Here is an 18241-nt window from a genome sequence, read left to right as displayed (position 1 = left end):
TTGCGGGTTCTGTTGATCAAGACGTCTTCGCTGGGCGACGTCATTCATGCGCTGCCGGCGTTGACCGACGCTGCGCGGGCGATTCCCGGCATCAAATTCGACTGGGTGGTGGAAGAAGGCTTTGCCGAGATCCCGACCTGGCATCCGGCGGTGGGCAAGGTGATTCCGGTGGCGATCCGTCGCTGGCGCAAAAACATCTGGCAGACCATCAAGAGCGGTGAGTGGAAGCGCTTCAAGCAAAGCGTTCGCGCCACGAAATATGACCTGGTGATCGACGCCCAGGGCTTGCTGAAAAGCGCCTGGTTGACCCGTTACGTCAAGGCGCCGGTGGCCGGCTTCGATAAAAGCTCGGCGCGTGAGCCCATCGCCGCGCGCTTCTACAATCGCCGCCTGGCCGTTGCCCGTGGGCAGCATGCGGTGGAGCGAGTGCGTCAATTGTTCGCCATCGCGTTGGGCTATGACTTGCCCAAAGGCCTGGGTGACTACGGCCTGAATATCGAGCGCCTGGTGGAATTGCCGCGCAAGAATCCATACGTGGTGTTTCTGCACGGCACCACCTGGGACACCAAGCACTGGCCCGAAGCCTACTGGCGCGAACTGACCGAGCGGGTCGGCTACCTTGGCGTCGGGGTGAAGCTGCCGTGGGGTAATGCGCTGGAGAAGGCACGGGCCGAGCGCATCGCTGCCGGTTTCAAACACGCCGAAGTGTTGCCCAAACTGAACCTGGCCGGTGTCGGCAAGGTGCTGGCGGGCGCACAGGCCTGCGTAGCGGTGGACACCGGCCTGGGCCATCTGGCCGCCGCGCTGGATGTGCCGACGCTGTCGCTGTTCGGCCCGACCAACCCGGGCCTGACCGGCGCCTATGGCAAGGTGCAGATTCACCTGGCCAGCGACTTCCCCTGCGCGCCGTGCCTGCAAAAGAAATGCACTTACCAACCGACGGCCGAAGATGCCCGTCAGTTTGACCTGAAACGCGAGTGGCCATTGTGCTTCACGCGACTGAATCCCGAGCGTGTCGCCAGCCGACTGAGCACGTTGTTAATGGCTGAGGAGCTGCGCTGATGCAATTGGCATTTGTCTTGTACAAGTATTTTCCGTTTGGCGGCTTGCAGCGCGATTTCATGCGAATCGCCCTGGAGTGCCAGAAACGCGGCCATCAGATTCGTGTCTACACGCTGATCTGGGAAGGCGACGTCCCTGCGGGTTTCGAAGTGCTGGTGGCGCCGGTCAAGGCGTTCTTCAACCATAGGCGCAACGAAAAACTCAGCGAATGGATGGAGGCGGACCTGGCCAAGCGCCCGGTGGACCGCCTGATCGGCTTCAACAAGATGCCGGGCCTGGACGTCTACTACGCCGCCGACGGCTGCTTCGAAGACAAGGCGCAGAACCTGCGTAACTCGCTGTATCGCCGTTGGGGACGCTATCGCCACTTCGCCGAATACGAGCGGGCGGTGTTCGCCAGGGACGCGAAGACCGAAGTGTTGATGATTTCCGAGGTCCAGCAGCCGCTGTTCATCAAGCATTACGACACGCCGCTGGCGCGCTTCCACCTGCTGCCACCGGGTATCGCCCAGGACCGTCGCCGGCCGGCGGATGCCGATGAAATTCGTGCAGGGTTCCGCGCTGAGTTCAATCTCAAGGACGACGAGCTGCTGCTGGTGCAGATCGGCTCCGGGTTCAAGACCAAGGGTGTCGATCGCAGCCTCAAGGCGTTGGCGGCATTGCCCGCTGATCTCAAGAAACGCACCCGGCTGTTTGTAATTGGCCAGGATGACCCCAAGTTATTCCAGATGCAGAGTGCGACATTGGGGCTGGGCGACAACGTCACGTTCCTCAAGGGGCGCAGCGACATTCCGCGTTTCCTGTTGGGTGCCGACCTGTTGATCCACCCGGCGTACAACGAAAACACCGGCACGGTTTTGCTCGAAGCCCTGGTGGCCGGTCTGCCGGTGCTGGTGAGTGCGGTGTGCGGTTACGCCCATTACATCGCCGAGGCCGATGCGGGCCTGGTGCTGGACGAACCGTTCGATCAGGCACAACTGACGCAATACCTGACCGGCATGTTGAACGACGCTCAAGCAAGGGCGGCCTGGAGCCGCAATGGTCTGGCCTTCGCCGAAACGGCCGACCTCTACAGCATGCCGCAGCACGCGGCCGATGTGATTCTGGCGGAGCACGCTTAAATGAAGTTGATGCTGGCTGAACCGTTCAAGAGCCTCTGGGCCGGACGCGACCCGTTCGCCGAAGTCGAGGGGCTCAAGGGCGAGGTGTACCGCGAGCTGGAAGCGCGCCGGACATTACGCACGGAAGTCGACGGCAGCGGGTTTTTCGTGAAAATCCACCGTGGCATCGGCTGGGGCGAAATCTTCAAGAACCTGCTCACTGCCAAGCTTCCTGTACTGGGTGCCGGTCAGGAGTGGAAGGCGATTCAGCGCCTGCAGGAAGTCGGGGTGCCGACCATGACCGCCGTCGCGTATGGCGAGAAGGGCAGCAACCCGGCCGACCAGCACTCGTTCATCGTCACCCAAGAGCTGGCGCCGACGGTCAGCCTGGAAGATTTCAGCATCAACTGGACCCGACAGCCGCCCGAGCCAAAACTCAAGCGCGCGCTGATCGCCGAAGTCGCACGCATGACCGGCATGATGCACCGCGCCGGGGTCAACCACCGCGACTGCTACATCTGCCATTTCCTGCTGCACACCGACAAGCCGGTGACCTTTGATGACTTCAAGCTCTCGGTGATTGACCTGCACCGCGCCCAGACCCGCCCGGCGATTACCTCGCGCTGGCGCAACAAGGATCTGGCGGCGCTGTACTTTTCCGCGCTGGACATCGGCCTGACCCGCCGCGACAAGCTGCGTTTCCTCAAAGGCTATTTCCAGCAGCCGCTGCGTCAGATCCTGATTGAAGAGGCGTCTTTGCTGGCATGGCTCGACGGCAAGGCCAACAAGCTCTACGAGCGTAAACAGCGATACGGGGATGCGCTCTGATGTCGGGTTGGAAACTGGATCCGGCCTACAGCGAGCTGGCCGATGACTTTGGCAGCCTCGAGGCTGTGTTTGCGCTGCAAGGCGAGCGTTTGACCAGTGACGTGCTCTCGGAGGTCATCCGTGTCGAGCGCAATGGCGTCAACTATTACGTAAAGCGGTATGTGGGCGCTGGCAAAGGCTTGCGGCGTTACCTGGGCAAGCCTCGGGTGAAGATGGAATGGCAGAACCTCAAGCGGTTCGCCAAGTGGGGCATCCCCACTGCCGAAGTGGTGGCCTGGGGGCTGGAGCGGCGCGGTGCGGCTTACGCTCGTGGTGCGATGATTACCCGGGAACTGCCGCGTACCGAAGACTTGTCGGCACTGGCCGAGCGCCGCGACCCGAAACTGTCGGATCGCGTCTGGGTCGATACCGTCAGCCGTCAGTTGGCCCAATACACCCGGACCATGCACGACCACCACTTCACCCATAATGATTTGAAGTGGCGCAACCTGCTGATTGACGATGAGGCGCGAGTGTTTTTGATCGACTGCCCCAACGGCGATTTCTGGCGCGGTTTCTGGCTCAAGTACCGTATTACCAAGGATCTGGCGTGCCTGGACAAGGTCGCCAAGTATCAATTGTCGGCTACCCAGCGCCTGCGCTTTTACCTGCAATACCGCAACCGGACCCGGCTCAACGCCGCGGACAAAAAACGTATCCGGCATGTGGTGAGATTTTTCGAGGGACGCGAATGACTGATTTTCTGGCCGCTGAGGACCGTGCGCTGCTTGAGCGCCATGGCCTCGGCACGTTCGAGGCACTCTGGGCCAAGCAGCTCGATGCGGTGGACGAACCCAACACCGGTCGCGGCGGCTGGAGCAGCGTGTTTCGGCTGGATCTGGAAGGTCATGGTTTCTACCTCAAGCGCCAAAGCAACTACCTGACCCGCACCTTGCGCGCCCCGTTCGGCGAGCCGAGCTTCGCTCGCGAGTTCCGCAACATCTCCCGTTACCGGAAGATGGGCATTCCGGCGCTGGACGCGGTGTTCTACGGTGAGCGCAAGGTCAATGGCGAAGTCCGCGCGATCCTGATGACTCGTGCCCTGGACGGCTGGGACGACCTCGACTCGCTGTTGCAGCGCTGGGCTCAACTGAGTCCTGAGCAGCACTCGGAAATCCTCAGGGCCAGTGGCGAACTGGCCCGGCAGCTGCACGCCGCACGCCAGGTGCATGGGTGCTTCTACCCCAAGCACATTTTCATGCGCGCCACCGGCAACGGCTATCAGGCGCAATTGATCGACCTGGAAAAGACCCGGCCGCTGCTGTACGGACAGCGTGACCGAATCAAGGATCTGGAACCGTTGACGCGGCGCGCGCCCGAGTGGGGCGAGTTGCAACTGCGGCAATTGTTGGCCGCCTATCTGGATCAGCCGCAGGACAGCTCGCTGATCGACAGCTGGCTGCAGCGTCTGACCGCGCGGCGCAGCCAGAAGGGGCCGCGCTGATGCGTTTGTCCGAACTGAAGTCTGCCGGCCGTGCCCCGAGCTTACCGCTGAGCGTTTCGCTGGCCGACGCCGCCGGCCCCGCCGAGTTGCAACTGCTGAGCCTGTTGCGAGTGTTGCCGGGGCAGCGCTATGTCGGTGCCGGCGTCTGGCGTGGCCGGCCGGTATTGGCCAAATTGCTGGTCGGCAGCAAGGCCGCACGGCATTTTCAGCGTGAACTGGATGGAGTGCGCCTGCTGTCTGCCCAGGGGCTGACCACGCCGCAGCTGTTGGCCGATGGTCTGAAGGATGGCGAAGGTGGCTGGCTGCTGTTTGATTTCCTTGAGCAGGCCGAAAGCCTGGGCGACACCTGGAAGCAGGTTGAGCAGCAGCCCGTACTGTCCGATGGACAAGGGGCGGTGCTGGCCGAGGCGTTGGGCGCGATCGGTCAGATGCATCGCAAGGGCCTGTGGCAGGAAGACCTGCACCTGGACAACTTGCTGCGCCAGGGCGGGCGCCTGTACCTGATCGATGGCGCGGGCATCAGCTGCGAGACGCCTGGCCAGCCGCTGTCCCGGCAGAAGGTCCTGGAAAACCTGGGGGTGTTCTTCGCCCAGTTGCCGAAGTCGATCGAGCCCTTCATTGAAGAGTTGCTGGTGTACTACCTGCTAAGCAATGGCGAACACGCCTTGCCCATGGAAACGTTGCAGAAGCAGATCGATAAGGTCCGCAGCTGGCGCCTCAAGGACTTCCTGATCAAGGTCGGCCGCGAGTGCACACTGTTCAGTGTCCAGCGCGGGGCCTTCGAATTGCGGGCGATTCGCCGGGAGGAAGTCCCGTCGATGGTGCCTGTGCTGGAGCAGGCCGATGCCTTGCTCGATCAGGGGCATCTGTACAAGACAGGGGGTGCGGCGAGCGTCGGCAAGGTCGAGGTGGATGGTCGCACGCTGGTGATCAAGCGCTACAACATCAAGGGTTTTGCCCACTGGCTCAAGCGTTTCTGGCGCCCGAGCCGGGCCTGGCATTCATGGCGCGAAGGCAACCGCCTGGCGTTCCTCGGGATTGCCACGCCCAAGCCGCTGGCGTTGCTGGAGAAGCGTTTCTTGTGGCTGCGCAGCCGGGCTTACCTGATCACCGAGTATCTGCCGGGGCCGGACATCATCGAGCGTTTTGCGCCCTATGTTGAAAGCGGTGATGCACCGGAAACCGAGCTGGCGGCACTGGATCATCTGTTCGCCGAGCTGATTCGTTTGCGTATCAGTCATGGCGACTTCAAGGGTCATAACCTGTTCTGGCAGCAGGATCGCTGGGCGTTGATCGACCTCGACTCGATGTGCCAGCACGGTTCCCTCGGTAGCTTCGCCCCGGCGTATGCCAGGGATCGCGCGCGGTTCATGCGCAATTGGCCTGAAGACAGTGCCCTTTACCAGGTCATCGATCAGCGGTTGCCCAAAGACATCTCCAGCGCGGCCTGAATCGGACCTTCGGTCCTTTCGCGGGCAAGCCCGCTCCCACACTTGAATGCAATCAAATGTGGGAGCGGGCTTGCTCGCGAAGAGGCCCGAACAGCCAACCGAGAAAGCAGACAAGTTCTTGTGAACCGTCCTACGCGATCTTGGTAAGCCATGAACTGTGGCCGAAATCGCTCCGATGCTAGTTTGCCTGACGTTCTCGGAGGGCAGGCTTTGACGATCAAAATGGCAGTTTCATCGGGTGTTTTATCCCCGGGTCTATAGCGGCCTCGCTTATGTTTACGTGTTCAGATAGCGCACCATTCCAAGGTGGCTTCCGTTTGGGTGTGCAATCACATTTCCTGTTACTAGAAGCTTTGCGTCGTTTTGTATATGGATGCGATAGGCCATATCAATCCCCCCAAGGTCCGTCATGATCCGCCCGTCGGTGCCAAAAGTGGAGTCTACTTTTCCATTTTCGAGATAGCGCATCAGCGTGAAGTTGGATGTCTCGGCATCGCCGAACGACGATCCAGCAGCTATAGCTTTGTTGTCGGACTGTATGGCTATTGCAAAGTGTAGGGCGTCGCGGTCAAACCCTTCCGTGTTAGGTGTCCCCCCGTAAAATGAATCGTCCAACTTTCCATCTGGATGGATGCGAGTTACCAGAGGCCGATTCTTGCTCTCAAAGCGGGCGTGACCCGAGGCGACAATTTTTCCATCCGATTGTTGTGCAATTCCTGCGATCTCTGCTCCAGAACTCCTCTCTACAGGAATGATGGCAACTCCGGCGTTGCCAAAGTAGGTATCAAGCTCGCCATTTTCCAAGTAGCGGGTAAACATCAGCTCGCCATTTCTTGAGCCTGCAAACAGCAATCGACCAAACGCCAATGTGAGTATTGACGAGATGTAAACCCTGCCGGCATTCACGACTCCATTCGAGCCAAAGCTGATATCAGGCTTACCGTTATCGCGAAGACGTCGGATAATTACCTCATAGTCATCAAGGCCGTAAACCATTGTGCTCACGAACACAATTTTCCTATCGGCCTGTATTGCAACACGATTAGAGTTTTCCCTTCCAGACTGTTGTTCAAAGATGAGTCGACCATCCGTGCCAAATGTGAGGTCAAGATCACCTTCAGGCAGAACCCTGATCAGATACACCTTATGCACGGGCTCATCATCATTGCCGAAAGAGCCAAATATAACGGCTTTGCCATCGGGCTGCAGGGTAATCCCTGCTTGTATGATGTGCTGTCCAGGGACAAGGTCGATGTACTTTATTCCCTGATTGCCAAAAAGACCGTCTACAGCGCCGGTATCCAGATGTCGCACGAGCACCAGGCGGTCTCCGGCTCGAGTGACGCTGAGGATTTTTCCATCGGTCTGTAATACGGAAGAGCCAAGAGTTGTTATGCCTGGAATATTGAACAGTACCTTGCCTTCATTACCAAAAGTCGGGTCAGGGGCGTTGTTGTTTTTATGGCTGGTGAGTATGTTCATTGTCGGCTTCCCTGTACTGAATTAATAACAATTGCGCGAGTGGCAATACCTCCCCTCTAGATGTAAGCGTAATGTTTTGTAGTGGGCTACTGTCAGAAATGACAGTGGCGACCAGCGGTAGTAAGGCAGTATTTGTTATCGCTACCGTGCCAGAGAAGTTCTTCAGGAAGTGCGTGAAGGGACGGCGCCGTGGGTGGACATGCCTGCCTGTCGCTCAGGCAAGGCGAAAGCGTTCTCCCCGCGTCAATCAACCTCTGGGTCATTCCCGTCATCTTTACGCTATAATCCCGCCCTTTAGCTGTCTCTCGCCCCTTGCGAGGGCACATTAATTTTTGAGGCGCTTGCGCCTGCATGCAGACTAAAGAGGCTAGACCCCTGTGGCATTGACGATTCTTGGCCTGTCCGGCGCCCTTAGCCATGATCCTTCCGCAGCCCTGTATATCGACGGCAAGCTGGTCGCGGCGGCTGAAGAGGAGCGCTTCGTACGCGATAAACATGCAAAGAACCGCATGCCCTACGAATCGGCGAAATTCTGCCTGGAACAGGCCGGTATCAAGCCGTCCGACGTTGACGTGGTCGCGATTCCGTTCGCACCGATCAGCCTGTTCGGCAAGGCCCGCTGGCAGTACGCCAAGCGTTACTGGTACGCCCCGGACCGCGCCCTCGACGCGATCCTGATGGGCAACCGTCGCTACAAGCGCTATCGCAACAAGATCGTCTGGTGCCTGGAGCAACTGGGTTTTGATCCGAAGAAGATCAAGATCGAGCCGGTCGAACACCACCTGGCCCACGCCTCCAGCGCCTATCACTGCTCCGGTTTCAAAGAGAAAACCGCGATCCTGGGCATCGACGGCAAGGGCGAGTACGCCACGACCTTCTTCGGTTATGGCGAAAACGGCAAGATCCACAAGATCAAGGAATTCTTCGATCCGGACTCCCTCGGCGGCCTGTACGGCGCGATCACCGAGTTCCTCGGTTTCGACATGCTCGACGGTGAGTTCAAGGTCATGGGCATGGCGCCGTACGGCGACGCCAGCAAATACGATTTCTCGCGCCTGGCTTCGTTCGAAAACGGCGAGCTGGTGATCAACACCGACTACGCCAACGTCATCGGCCTGCGTCGCTATAAAGAGAAGGGCAAGGGTTACTACTTCTCGCCGAAGCTGATCGAGTGGCTGGGTCCCAAGCGCGAAGGCGACGTCGCCGACGAGCCTTACATCCACTACGCCGCCAGCATTCAAGCGCTGTTCGAAAAAATTGCGTTGCAGATGATCGACTACTACCTGGGCGATGTGCTCAAGCAAACCGGGAAGCTTGCCTACGCCGGTGGCTGTGCGTTGAACGTCAAGCTCAACCAGAAAATCATCGCCCGCGACGACGTCAAAGAGCTTTTCGTACAGCCGGCCTCCGGTGACGCCGGCACCGCAGTGGGCGCCGCGGCCTATGTGTCCCACGCCCGTGGCGTACCGGTCGAGAAGATGGAACACGTCTACCTCGGCCCGTCGTACAGCAACGAAGACGTGATTGCCGCATGCGCCCGTCACGAGAACAAGCCGACCTGGCGCAAGCTCGACAACATGCCGGAGCAGATCGCCAGGATCATGGTCGATGGCAACCCGGTGGCCTGGTTCCAGGGCCGCATGGAGTTCGGTCCGCGTGCACTGGGCGGTCGTTCGATCATCGGTTGCCCGAGCGTGCCCGGCGTGGCCGACCGCATCAACCACCAGATCAAGTTCCGCGAGCGCTGGAGGCCTTTCTGCCCGTCGATGCTCGACACCGTGGCGCCGCAGATGATCAAGATCGATCACCCGGCTCCGTTCATGACCTTCACCTTCGAAGTGGCGGAAGAATGGAAAACCCGCGTGCCGGAAGTCGTCCACGAAGACGGCACCTCCCGCGCCCAGGTGCTCAAGCGCGAATACAACCCGCGCTACTACGACATGATGAAAGCGCTGGAAGTGCTCACCGGCAACGGCGTGTCGCTCAACACCTCGCTCAACCGTCGCGGCGAGCCGATGATCTGCTCGCCGACCGACGCCCTGAACATGTTCTTCGGTTCGGATCTACAGTATCTGATCATGGAAGACATCCTGGTGGTCAAAGAGGGCGCGAACGCCTATGACACGTTCGGCTGAACGCCATGTGCTGCAGTTCTGCCACGGCTATGACGGGCCGTTCCTGGACTGCGCACGGCAGTACGCCAGCCTGTTCGCGGGGACCGGTTATCGAGTGACCACGGTGTTTCTCACCGGGGTTGCCGATGCCGAAGTCGCTGCGGGCTGCGCTTCCGATGAAGTGCTGTTCATGGAGTACAGCTCCAAGGCCATTCGTGGCCTGAAGCTGGGTGCCATCGGCGATCTGCGCAAGATCGCTGCCTCGCGCAACTTCAGTTTCTGCATCGCCCACCGCTTCAAGCCGATCTATATCGCCTTGCTCGGCACGTCGTTGCCGGTCATTGGCGTGCATCACGCTTTTGACGATTACAAACGTGGCAGCCGCAAACTGTTCGCGCATATCTTCCGCAAGCGTTTGAGTCTGCTCGGTGTGTCCGACGCCGTGCGCGACGACATGCGCCAATGCCTGCCGAAGTGGCCGGCTTCGCGGATCCAGACCTTATACAACCGTATCGACGTGGACGCCTTGCAGGCGACCCAGGTGTCGGCTCGCGAGGCCCGGGAAACCCTCGGTTTGGCGGCGGATGCCTGGATCGTCGGCAACGTCGGGCGGCTGCATCCGGACAAGGACCAGGCCACGCTGCTGCAGGGTTTCGCCGAGGCGTTGCCGGGGTTACCCGCCAACAGCCAGCTGGTGATTCTCGGCAAGGGGCGCCTGGAGGAAAACCTCAAGGCCCAGTCCCGGGAGCTGGGTATCGGTGACCGGGTTCTGTTCCTCGGTCAGGTGCCGGATGCGCGCAACTACTTCCGGGCCTTCGATGTGTTCGCCCTGAGTTCCGATCACGAACCGTTCGGCATGGTGCTGCTGGAGGCCATGGCCGCTGGCGTGCCTTTGCTGGCCACGGCGTGCGGCGGAGCGAAAGAGGTGGTTGAAGGCGTGGGCATCCTGTTCCCGTTGGGCGATGCCGAGCGTCTGGCCCAGGGGCTGCAACATCTGGCCGGCATGGATGATCAGCAACGCCGGCAGTGTGCCGAGTTGATGCTTGAGCGCTTGCGCGAAAGCTTCTCCGATCGCGCAGTGCGCGATGCTTTCTGGCACTTGCCGCATGTTACCGAACTGGCACAGAGGGGCTGATGCTCAACCGATTTCAAGGCTGGCGCGAGCGTGGCTGGGCGGTCGTCGACGCCTCGACTTACGCCGAAACCTGGCAGCGTTATGGCGGCAGCGTCGCGACTCATCCCATGGTGGTCGAGCGGCTGGCGCAACTGGCTGACATTCCGGTGCGTTACCTGGCCTGGGTGCAGGGCGACGAGGTCAAGGCGGCGATCCCGACCTGGGGCCGCGACCTGGCCTTGTCCAAGGACGTGCTCAAGCGTCGCGGCAAGAAAGGTCTGTTCGACCTGGGCAACGCCGAAATCATCCTGCCGGCCGCTGCCGATACCCAGGCGCCTTTGCGCCATCGAGCGCGGTATCTGTCGGCGCTGAATGAAGGCCGTTTCGCGGGTATCAAGTTGCAAGCCGAACAACTGGCCATGGCCCGCACTCCCGAAGAGTTGTCGAAAAAGTTTCGCTACAACCAGCGCCGCGAATTGCGCTTGCTGGAAGAGGCCGGTGGCGTGGTGCGGCCGGTGTCCGAATTCTCCAGCACTGAGCTGGCGGCGATTTACTGCGATCTGTTCCAGCGCCGCTGGGGTTTCCCGGCGACGGGTGCCGAACGCATGGCCGAGGTCATCGAGTTGTTGCGCGAGTTGCTGATCGGCTCGGTGATTTTTCTCAACGATGCGCCGATTGCGATTCAATTGGTGTACCGCGTCGAAACCCCGCAGTGGATCAGCGTCGAGTACATCAACGGCGGGGTCGATCCCGAGACTCGCGAGTTCAGCCCTGGCAGTGTGTTGAGTTTCCTCAATACCCAAAGCGCCTGGGAGCATGCCCGGGCGCAGGACAAGCCACTACGCTTTTCCTTCGGTCGCGCCGACCGTGAATACAAGGATCGCTGGTGCAACCCCGTGCCGGTCTTCACCGTATGAGCCAAGCCATGAGCCGCAAACAGCAACTGCTCAAGCGCCATCGGCGCAATAAACGTATCGGCCTGCTGATTGCGCTGGTGCTGTTGATCCTCATGGGTGTAGTGGTGGCCTGGTGGTTACCGCTGGTGCTCGCGGTTCTGGGCTGGGTTGCCCACGAAGCCTGGTTTGCCGACCATCTGTTCTACTCACCGAAAGACGATTACCAGTACAGCTTTCCCCCCTACACGCCCCAGCCCAAGGTGCACCTGAACGGTGAACATTTGCGGCTGGACGAGGGCGTGATGCTGGTCGACGATGCGACGCTGGTGCTGGCCCTGCGGGTGAAAAGCACCTGGCTGGGTCGTTTTCTCGATCCGGTGGTCGAGTTGGCGGGGGGCGAAAACCCTGACCGACAAACCTTCGAACGGGGCGTGAACGGCCTGCGTTACCTCAATCTCAGTGGTCAGGCTCAGGCGCTGTCCCGTGGTGACCTGCGCTTGCGCGGGCGTTTCTGTCGTGTGTTCGGTGAGCCTGTGCTGTGGGCGCTGGAACATCCGGATTTCCGACGTCAGCGGGTCATGGTCATCGCGCCCCACGCCGATGACGCCGAGCTGGCGGCCTACGGTTTGTACAGCCAGGCCGACGAAACCTGGATCGTCACGCTGACGGCGGGTGAAATCGAAGCCGAACATTATCAGCAGATGGGCTTGAACAAGGTCGATGCGGCCCGCTTGAAAGGGCGCCTGCGCACCTGGGACAGCATCGCCGTGCCACGTTGGGCCGGTGTGCCCGAGTCCCGCTGCGTACAGCTGGGTTATTTCTGCCTGCAGCTGGCGAGCATGCAGGCCACGCCTGCGGTGGCGGCGGGGTCGCGGGAAGCGGACTTGAGCGACATCCGGCTGTTCCGTCAGTTGAATCCTTTCACGCTGCCGGGCGATGCCGATGGCGCGCCGACCTGGAACAATCTGCTGGCGGATCTGCGAGAGTTGCTGCTGCGGGCCCGGCCCGAAGTCATCGTCCTGCCGCATCCGGCCCTGGATCCGCATCCCGATCATATCTGCGCCCAGGCGGCAGTCCTCGAAGCCTTGCAAGGCCTGGACTGGCAGCCGACCACGCTCTTGGGCTATGCCAACCACCTGCACGACAACGACCGCTGGCCGATGGGCGATACCGGTGATGGCATCGCCTTGCCGCCTGCCTTCGATCCGGCCCAACCGATGCAGCCTTATTGCCTGCCCTTGCCGCTGGAGCAACAGAGAGACAAGGCCATGGCGTTGGGCATGATGCACGACCTGCAACCGGCGATGCCGTTCAAGCGTCGCTTGCGCCGGTTGATACAACGCTTGTTGGCCGGCCGGTTGCCGCCCACCTATGGCGAGAACGAATTCTTTCGCAAGGCAGTCCGGCGCCACGAGCTTTTGTGGTCTATCAAGCACACACCAGGCAATGTTTCTCAGCGGGGAGAGTTATGAGTCAGCGGTCAAAGGTCCTGCAACTGCAGCCTGACTACAACGTCAAAGCCCATGATTTCGCCGACCTCGCGGAGCAAATCGTCAAGGCCCTGCCCAGTGATCGCTATGAGGTGACCGCTGCTTTTCTGCGCGGCAAGCCCGGGCCGGGCGAAGCGGTGAGCCGGGCCGACCGTTCGGTGTACTTCGAGTTTTCCGACAAGTCCCTCAAGGGAATGCGCCTGCGGGCCATGTGGCAGCTGTACAAGTTCTGCCGTCGGGAAAAATTCGATGTGGTGATCTGCAACCGCTTCAAGCCGGTGAACATGATGCTGGCGCTCAACCGCTGGTTGAAGGTGCCATTGTGCATCGGCATTTCCCACGGCTTTGGCGAGTACGACCGTTTTTACCGGCGCCGCCAGACTCAGCGCCTGATCGATCGTCACTGGCGTTTCGTCGGTGTGTCGCCAGCGGTGAAGCAGTATCTGCTGGACTGTGACTGCGGCTTCACCGACCAGAACACCTACGCCATCACTAATGCCATCGACATCGAGCAAGCCGAAGGCCTGCAACACAGCCGTGAAAAGGCCCGTGAAATGCTGGGCATCGATCCGTCGGTGCGGCTGATCGGTGCGTTGGGGCGACTGGTGCCGGTCAAGGGCCATGTCTATTTGCTGCAGGCCTTTGCCGCGCTCAAGGACAAATACCCCAATACCCAGCTGGCGATCATTGGTGCCGGCCGCGAAGAGTCGCGCCTGGCGGCGGAAATCGACCGCCTCGGCCTCAGCGGTCGCGCCCATTTACTGGGGTTCAAGGAAATTGCCCTGCAGTACATTCGCGCTTTCGATATCTGGACCATGCCTTCTTTGGCCGAAGGCCTCGGGTTGGCGCTGCTTGAAGGCATGAGCGGACATTTGCCGGTGATTGCCTCGAACGTGCCGGCCATGCTGCCGCTCATCGAGGGCGCCGGTGGCCTGGCGATTACGCCGAAGGATGTACCGACGCTGCAGGCGGCGCTGGACACTTACCTTGGCCTTTCGGATGACGAGCTCAAGGCCAAGGGCGAGCAGGCCTTCCGTTATCTGCAACAACACCATGACATCGAGGAGTTCCGTCGCGAATACCTCAACCTGATCGACTCCGGCCTGGAACAGGCCCGCAAGGAACAGCCATGAACGACGCGCAGCCCATCGTCACGGTCATTATCGCGTCGTACAATCACGCTCCTTACATCGAGGAAAGCATTCTCAGCGTCCTCAACCAGACCTATCGGAACATCGAGTTGCTGGTGATCGACGATGGCTCGAAGGATGACAGCGTTGAGCGGATCAAGGCGTTGCAGGCCATCCATGGTTTCGACTTCCGGGTCCAGGAAAACCAGGGGCTGACCAACACCCTCAACGGTGCGATTGCCCGGGCCAAGGGCAGCCTGATCGTGCCGTTCGGTTCGGATGACATCATGCTGCCGGAGCGAATCGCCGCCCAGGTCGCGCATATGGACGGCAAGCCCGAGGTCGGCATTTGCGCCGGTAACATCGAACTGATCGATGCCGACGGCAATCTCTACCCAGAGAAGCGCCAGCGCCGGGATGTGCCGTTCCGTCGTCTGGACTTCGATGACATGTTCCTGGAGCGCAAGCCCTACCCTCCGGCACCCACCCTGATGATCCGCCGCGAAGCGCTGGACAAGGTGGGCGGTTTCGACCCGACCATTCGCCTGGAAGACTTGCTGATCGAGTTGAAGGTGACCCACGCCGGTTACTTCATCGATGGTCTGAATATGTTGATGGCGCGCTATCGCAAGCACTCCACCAATTCCTACAAGAACCACCGCTTCATGATCGACAGCATCCTGCGCACCTACGCGCTCTTCAGCGATCACCCGCTGTATGACGAGGTGCGCTACAAGTTTCTCAATTCCATGTTCCTCAAGACCGCCAACCGTGATCGCAAGCTGGCGCGGGAGTTGCTGGCGCAGATTCCGCTCAAGGCCTGGAACAAGAAAACCTGGCGTGGGTTGGGCCGTATGTTCTTCTCACGGCTGGAGAAAGGCTGAGCCAAAGGCTGGATCAAGGGGGGGATAAAAGGCGGGGCATTGTCCTCGGCGACATGCCCTGGTGATTGCTCAACGTTGTTGAGCCGCCTCCTCCGGAAGTTCTTTGCTCGGCTTCCTGTTCTGGCGCAACCAGTGCAGGGTTTTCTTGCCGGCATTGATACCGGGCTTTTCGATGTACAGGTAAGTCAGGCTGCTGATGATGATCAGCAGGCAACTGCACACGGCCAGCAACGGCAGGAAGACCCAGGCTTGCCGGGCGTCCAGGTGCAATATCGGCGGCAGTCGCTGCACCAGTACCCAGAGCACGAAACCGTGCAGCAAATACGTGCTGTAGCTGATTTCCCCCAGCCAGCGGATGCTGCGTGGTCTCAGGGCACCGAACAGGGTGTTGCCGGACGCCACGATCACAAAGAACAGTGAAAGCAGCAGCAGCGCTCCCGGGTTGAATGCCCGGTTGAACGCCGTAAAGGCGATCGCCAAGGCGAGCAGGGCGATGATGCCTGCCAGCGGAGACAGGCTCCAGGCGACGAACTGTGGACGGCGAATCCAGTACGCCGCAGCGATGCCGCCGAGGAAGCTGGCCAGGAAGTGCTTCTTCAGCGAGTGTTCCCAGCCGACCACCTGGTACAGGGTGTAGATGCCGATCAGGCACAGCACCGTCTGCATCCAGCCCGCGCGATATATGAACACCATGGCGGCCAGTGGCAGGGCCAGGTAGAAAAACACCTCGTACCCCAGCGTCCAGGTGACGTTGGAGATCAGCATGCCGGTCTGGTGGTACTGGTTGACGTCTGGCCGGTCGAAGGTCAGCCAGGCCAGAGCCTGGCCGATGACCTGGGCGCCGGAGTCTTTGAGTTCCCAGTCCTGCAAATAGAACACACAGACAAATACGGTCAACATCAGCGGCAGGTAGAGCGGATAGAGGCGAAACAGCCGCGATACCGCAAATGCCAGCCAGTCGTGTTGCCGCCCGTGGGTGAGCAAGCGGTCCCAGAACAGAAAGCTGGTGATCATGAAAAAGAGGGCGACGCTGCCCTGGCCGAGCTGCGAGTAAAAGTTGCTCGGCGGAAAATCGATCACGCCGGTTTGCAGAAAGATCCAGGTAATGATCGAGTGGTGCACGAACACGCCGAAGGCCAGGTACCCGCGCAAGCCGTCGATGCCGGCAAAGCGGCTTTCGCCCGAATGCTCCAGCTGTCGGGTGAATCTCGGCACGCTGCGCAACAGTAGCGCAGCGGTCGCGATGGCGAGCAGGTAGGCCGTCATCGCGATAAGCGGGCTGGTTTCTATCATCAGTGAACCTGGGCCGGAGGACTCCCGGCCAGCACGTGCCTGTGCAAATGATCCACGTCGGCTTTCGAAGCCGCCGCGGCGTATCCCTGCAGCAGTGCTTCGAAGTGATCCTCGAACAGCCAGTGGCGATCCGATGCGTACCGCTGCATGTGGCGCAGATTACGCCGACGCAGGGAAGGGCTCAACGATGAAGGGTAAATTCGCAGGTCGGCCAGATCGATCAGGCCGAACTCGCCGTCCTCCAGCACCAGCACATTGCCCAGGTGCAGGGAGCGGAAGTAGACCCCTTGCTGGTGCAGTTGAGCCATGAATTTGCCGAAACGCTCCACCAGTGCCTGGCGCACCGCCGGGGCGGTGATGCCTTGCAGGATCTGGCGCAGCGTGTTGCCCGGCAACGGGGAGTAATGCACAGCGGTGCTGCCGTCTTCGAACCGGTAAAGGTCGAGGATGTGCGGCGTCGGGATGCCCAGGCTACGCAGTTGCACGCTATTGACGGCAAAGCGATCGGAGTAGGGCGTGAAACTGCCCGAGGTATACCAGCGGCGGCGCCGGAACAGCTTAAGAAAGCTGCCATCGGTCAGGCGCAGGACCTTGGGGCCAAGACCATCCTCTTCGATGACTCGGGCATCGGCTGTCAGCTGTTGCAGGGCGCTTGGCGTCGCGGTCTTGATCGGCATGTCCAGCAGGCGCCGGGCCCGTTGATTGATGCTCAATGCGGCAATCAGCGCCAAGGGGATCCACAGCAGGAACCAGTGCTCCTTGGGGCGGGAGATGATCCCGCCACCTTCGGTCAGGCCTGCACCGATACCGAAGGCCAGCCAGGCTGAGGCAATGATGAACAGCGGTTGCACGCGATGGCGTCGGCTGCTGATGAAGCCCCATACGAGAAAGAACAACCATGGCAGCAGGCCGATAATGCCGACGTAGTAGAGCACGCCCAAGGCGAAGCTATGGGGTTCCTGAAGGCTGTAACCGACGCCGGGGTCCAGGGTCAGCCTGGCGTTGTAACCATGTCCGATCCACGGGTGCTCCGCGATCTTGCCCAGGGTCAATTGCCAGAGTTCGATGCGGAAGGAGCTGCCTCTTTCGATGATCTTGTCGGCAAATAACGCGAAAGTTGCGGAACCGGCGAAAAATATGGTGCCAAGCATGAAGGCCGAGCGTCGATTCCAGCAGATGAAACACAGCCAAAGCGCAGCCAGTGTCAGTGCAACCAGTGGCGTCCTGGACCCAGTGGCCAGCACTGTGGCGAACATGATCGCCATCGCCGGTACGCTCAGCCAAAGTATCTGGCGTCGCTTGCAGGTCATGCTCAGGCTCAGCCAGTAGGTACAGAAAAAACCGAAAACGTGGGAACTGAGCAACGGATTGTCGAAAGCACCCAGGCCGATCAGACGCATTTCCGGTTGATACACCAGGTCGAACCAGTACAGGTTGTAGACAGAGAGGACCAGCGCCACCATTGCGGCGCAGAACAGCAGGGGCTGGATGATTTCACTGCGAAAGCGCACCAGCAGGTAGCAGCCAACGAACAGCAACAGGGTATGCAATGGCGGTTTGAACTGACCAAAGTCGATGTCGTCGCCCGGCCCCCACCACAAGCTCAACAGTGCCCACGCCACAAACAGCAGGGCTGCAATGACGATCGGTTCTTGCAGCAGCTCTTTGCCGATCCGTGGACGCAGGCACAGTGCGATCAGTGCGGGAATGCTGAACAGACCGTAGTAAAGTTTGTGATGCACACTGCGCCCCGGCAGGAAAAACAGCGCACAAAGCAGTAATAAATAACCGAGCGGAAGGATCCACAAGCAAATGAAATCGAAGATTCTGTTGGATGTGCTGTTCAAAGCGTTTAATTGCATGCTGGGTAACTTATTCCTGAATTGAGCGACCATACCAAGGCAGGGACAACTG

The 18241-nt window shown here is 60.2% G+C and carries 15 protein-coding genes; 12 read left to right on the top strand and 3 right to left on the bottom strand.

What is annotated here, in order from left to right; all coding sequences use genetic code 11:
- From waaC to AC07W4_RS04495, 6 genes are read left to right on the top strand one after another with little or no spacing between them, the layout of a single operon-like run.
- Nucleotides 1-1062 (top strand): lipopolysaccharide heptosyltransferase I, encoded by a 1062-nt coding sequence (waaC, locus tag AC07W4_RS04520; protein ID WP_495031660.1) that lies wholly within the window; start codon nt 1-3, stop codon nt 1060-1062.
- The gene (locus AC07W4_RS04515) at nt 1062-2183 is read left to right on the top strand and encodes a glycosyltransferase family 4 protein (protein ID WP_495031659.1); all 1122 of its coding nucleotides are present in this window, start codon (nt 1062-1064) and stop codon (nt 2181-2183) included. The genes waaC and AC07W4_RS04515 overlap by 1 nt, the downstream gene beginning before the upstream one ends.
- Nucleotides 2184-2990 carry a lipopolysaccharide core heptose(I) kinase RfaP gene (gene rfaP, locus AC07W4_RS04510; protein WP_008047971.1) on the top strand — a complete coding sequence of 269 codons (807 nt, stop codon included), beginning with the start codon at nt 2184-2186 and terminating at the stop codon, nt 2988-2990.
- Nucleotides 2990-3724, top strand: coding sequence for a lipopolysaccharide kinase InaA family protein (locus AC07W4_RS04505; RefSeq protein ID WP_008047973.1), 735 nt, complete (start codon nt 2990-2992; stop codon nt 3722-3724). The genes rfaP and AC07W4_RS04505 overlap by 1 nt, the downstream gene beginning before the upstream one ends.
- Nucleotides 3721-4473: a lipopolysaccharide kinase InaA family protein gene (locus AC07W4_RS04500; protein WP_495031658.1), complete on the top strand. Its 753-nt coding sequence runs from the start codon at nt 3721-3723 to the stop codon at nt 4471-4473. Before AC07W4_RS04505 ends, AC07W4_RS04500 begins: the two co-directional genes overlap by 4 nt.
- The gene (locus AC07W4_RS04495; protein ID WP_495031657.1) at nt 4473-5924 is read left to right on the top strand and encodes a lipopolysaccharide kinase InaA family protein; all 1452 of its coding nucleotides are present in this window, start codon (nt 4473-4475) and stop codon (nt 5922-5924) included. Before AC07W4_RS04500 ends, AC07W4_RS04495 begins: the two co-directional genes overlap by 1 nt.
- 276 nt (nt 5925-6200) lie before the next feature.
- Here AC07W4_RS04495 and AC07W4_RS04490 read toward each other — a convergent pair whose 3' ends face one another.
- Nucleotides 6201-7406, bottom strand: a complete 1206-nt coding sequence (locus tag AC07W4_RS04490; protein WP_495031656.1) for a hypothetical protein — start codon at nt 7404-7406, stop codon at nt 6201-6203.
- A 377-nt stretch (nt 7407-7783) separates the two neighbouring features.
- Here AC07W4_RS04490 and AC07W4_RS04485 point away from each other — a divergent pair, with 377 nt between their 5' ends.
- From AC07W4_RS04485 to AC07W4_RS04460, 6 genes are read left to right on the top strand one after another with little or no spacing between them, the layout of a single operon-like run.
- Nucleotides 7784-9541 (top strand): carbamoyltransferase family protein, encoded by a 1758-nt coding sequence (locus AC07W4_RS04485; protein WP_495031655.1) that lies wholly within the window; start codon nt 7784-7786, stop codon nt 9539-9541.
- A complete protein-coding gene (locus AC07W4_RS04480) occupies nt 9525-10655 on the top strand; it encodes a glycosyltransferase (protein WP_495031654.1) in 1131 nt (376 codons plus the stop codon). The genes AC07W4_RS04485 and AC07W4_RS04480 overlap by 17 nt, the downstream gene beginning before the upstream one ends.
- Nucleotides 10655-11551 carry an antimicrobial resistance protein Mig-14 gene (locus AC07W4_RS04475; protein ID WP_495031653.1) on the top strand — a complete coding sequence of 299 codons (897 nt, stop codon included), beginning with the start codon at nt 10655-10657 and terminating at the stop codon, nt 11549-11551. The genes AC07W4_RS04480 and AC07W4_RS04475 overlap by 1 nt, the downstream gene beginning before the upstream one ends.
- 8 nt (nt 11552-11559) lie before the next feature.
- A complete protein-coding gene (locus tag AC07W4_RS04470; protein ID WP_495031652.1) occupies nt 11560-13002 on the top strand; it encodes a PIG-L deacetylase family protein in 1443 nt (480 codons plus the stop codon).
- Nucleotides 12999-14153, top strand: coding sequence for a glycosyltransferase family 4 protein (locus AC07W4_RS04465; RefSeq protein ID WP_056725537.1), 1155 nt, complete (start codon nt 12999-13001; stop codon nt 14151-14153). Before AC07W4_RS04470 ends, AC07W4_RS04465 begins: the two co-directional genes overlap by 4 nt.
- Nucleotides 14150-15034 carry a glycosyltransferase gene (locus AC07W4_RS04460; RefSeq protein ID WP_495031651.1) on the top strand — a complete coding sequence of 295 codons (885 nt, stop codon included), beginning with the start codon at nt 14150-14152 and terminating at the stop codon, nt 15032-15034. Before AC07W4_RS04465 ends, AC07W4_RS04460 begins: the two co-directional genes overlap by 4 nt.
- A 69-nt stretch (nt 15035-15103) precedes the next feature.
- Here AC07W4_RS04460 and AC07W4_RS04455 read toward each other — a convergent pair whose 3' ends face one another.
- Both AC07W4_RS04455 and AC07W4_RS04450 read right to left on the bottom strand, forming a co-directional pair.
- Nucleotides 15104-16327: an acyltransferase family protein gene (locus AC07W4_RS04455; protein ID WP_495031650.1), complete on the bottom strand. Its 1224-nt coding sequence runs from the start codon at nt 16325-16327 to the stop codon at nt 15104-15106.
- Nucleotides 16327-18189 (bottom strand): O-antigen ligase family protein, encoded by a 1863-nt coding sequence (locus AC07W4_RS04450; protein WP_495031649.1) that lies wholly within the window; start codon nt 18187-18189, stop codon nt 16327-16329. Before AC07W4_RS04450 ends, AC07W4_RS04455 begins: the two co-directional genes overlap by 1 nt.
- Between the last annotated feature and the right edge of the window lie 52 nt (nt 18190-18241).

The organism is Pseudomonas sp. GW821-FHT02A08, from assembly GCF_059422045.1.
This window is presented reverse-complemented; position numbering and strand designations above follow the sequence as displayed.

Excerpts from the sequence above, each read along its gene's own strand:
- AC07W4_RS04475 (WP_495031653.1), top strand. The coding sequence starts at position 10,655 with ATGCTCAACCGATTTCAAGGCTGGCGCGAGCGTGGCTGGGCGGTCGTC.
- AC07W4_RS04460 (WP_495031651.1), top strand. The coding sequence starts at position 14,150 with ATGAACGACGCGCAGCCCATCGTCACGGTCATTATCGCGTCGTACAAT.
- AC07W4_RS04450 (WP_495031649.1), bottom strand. The coding sequence starts at position 18,189 with ATGCAATTAAACGCTTTGAACAGCACATCCAACAGAATCTTCGATTTC.
- AC07W4_RS04465 (WP_056725537.1), top strand. The coding sequence starts at position 12,999 with ATGAGTCAGCGGTCAAAGGTCCTGCAACTGCAGCCTGACTACAACGTC.
- AC07W4_RS04515 (WP_495031659.1), top strand. The coding sequence starts at position 1,062 with ATGCAATTGGCATTTGTCTTGTACAAGTATTTTCCGTTTGGCGGCTTG.
- AC07W4_RS04490 (WP_495031656.1), bottom strand. The coding sequence starts at position 7,406 with ATGAACATACTCACCAGCCATAAAAACAACAACGCCCCTGACCCGACT.
- AC07W4_RS04480 (WP_495031654.1), top strand. The coding sequence starts at position 9,525 with ATGACACGTTCGGCTGAACGCCATGTGCTGCAGTTCTGCCACGGCTAT.
- rfaP (WP_008047971.1), top strand. The coding sequence starts at position 2,184 with ATGAAGTTGATGCTGGCTGAACCGTTCAAGAGCCTCTGGGCCGGACGC.
- AC07W4_RS04495 (WP_495031657.1), top strand. The coding sequence starts at position 4,473 with ATGCGTTTGTCCGAACTGAAGTCTGCCGGCCGTGCCCCGAGCTTACCG.
- AC07W4_RS04505 (WP_008047973.1), top strand. The coding sequence starts at position 2,990 with ATGTCGGGTTGGAAACTGGATCCGGCCTACAGCGAGCTGGCCGATGAC.
- AC07W4_RS04455 (WP_495031650.1), bottom strand. The coding sequence starts at position 16,327 with ATGATAGAAACCAGCCCGCTTATCGCGATGACGGCCTACCTGCTCGCC.
- AC07W4_RS04470 (WP_495031652.1), top strand. The coding sequence starts at position 11,560 with ATGAGCCGCAAACAGCAACTGCTCAAGCGCCATCGGCGCAATAAACGT.
- AC07W4_RS04500 (WP_495031658.1), top strand. The coding sequence starts at position 3,721 with ATGACTGATTTTCTGGCCGCTGAGGACCGTGCGCTGCTTGAGCGCCAT.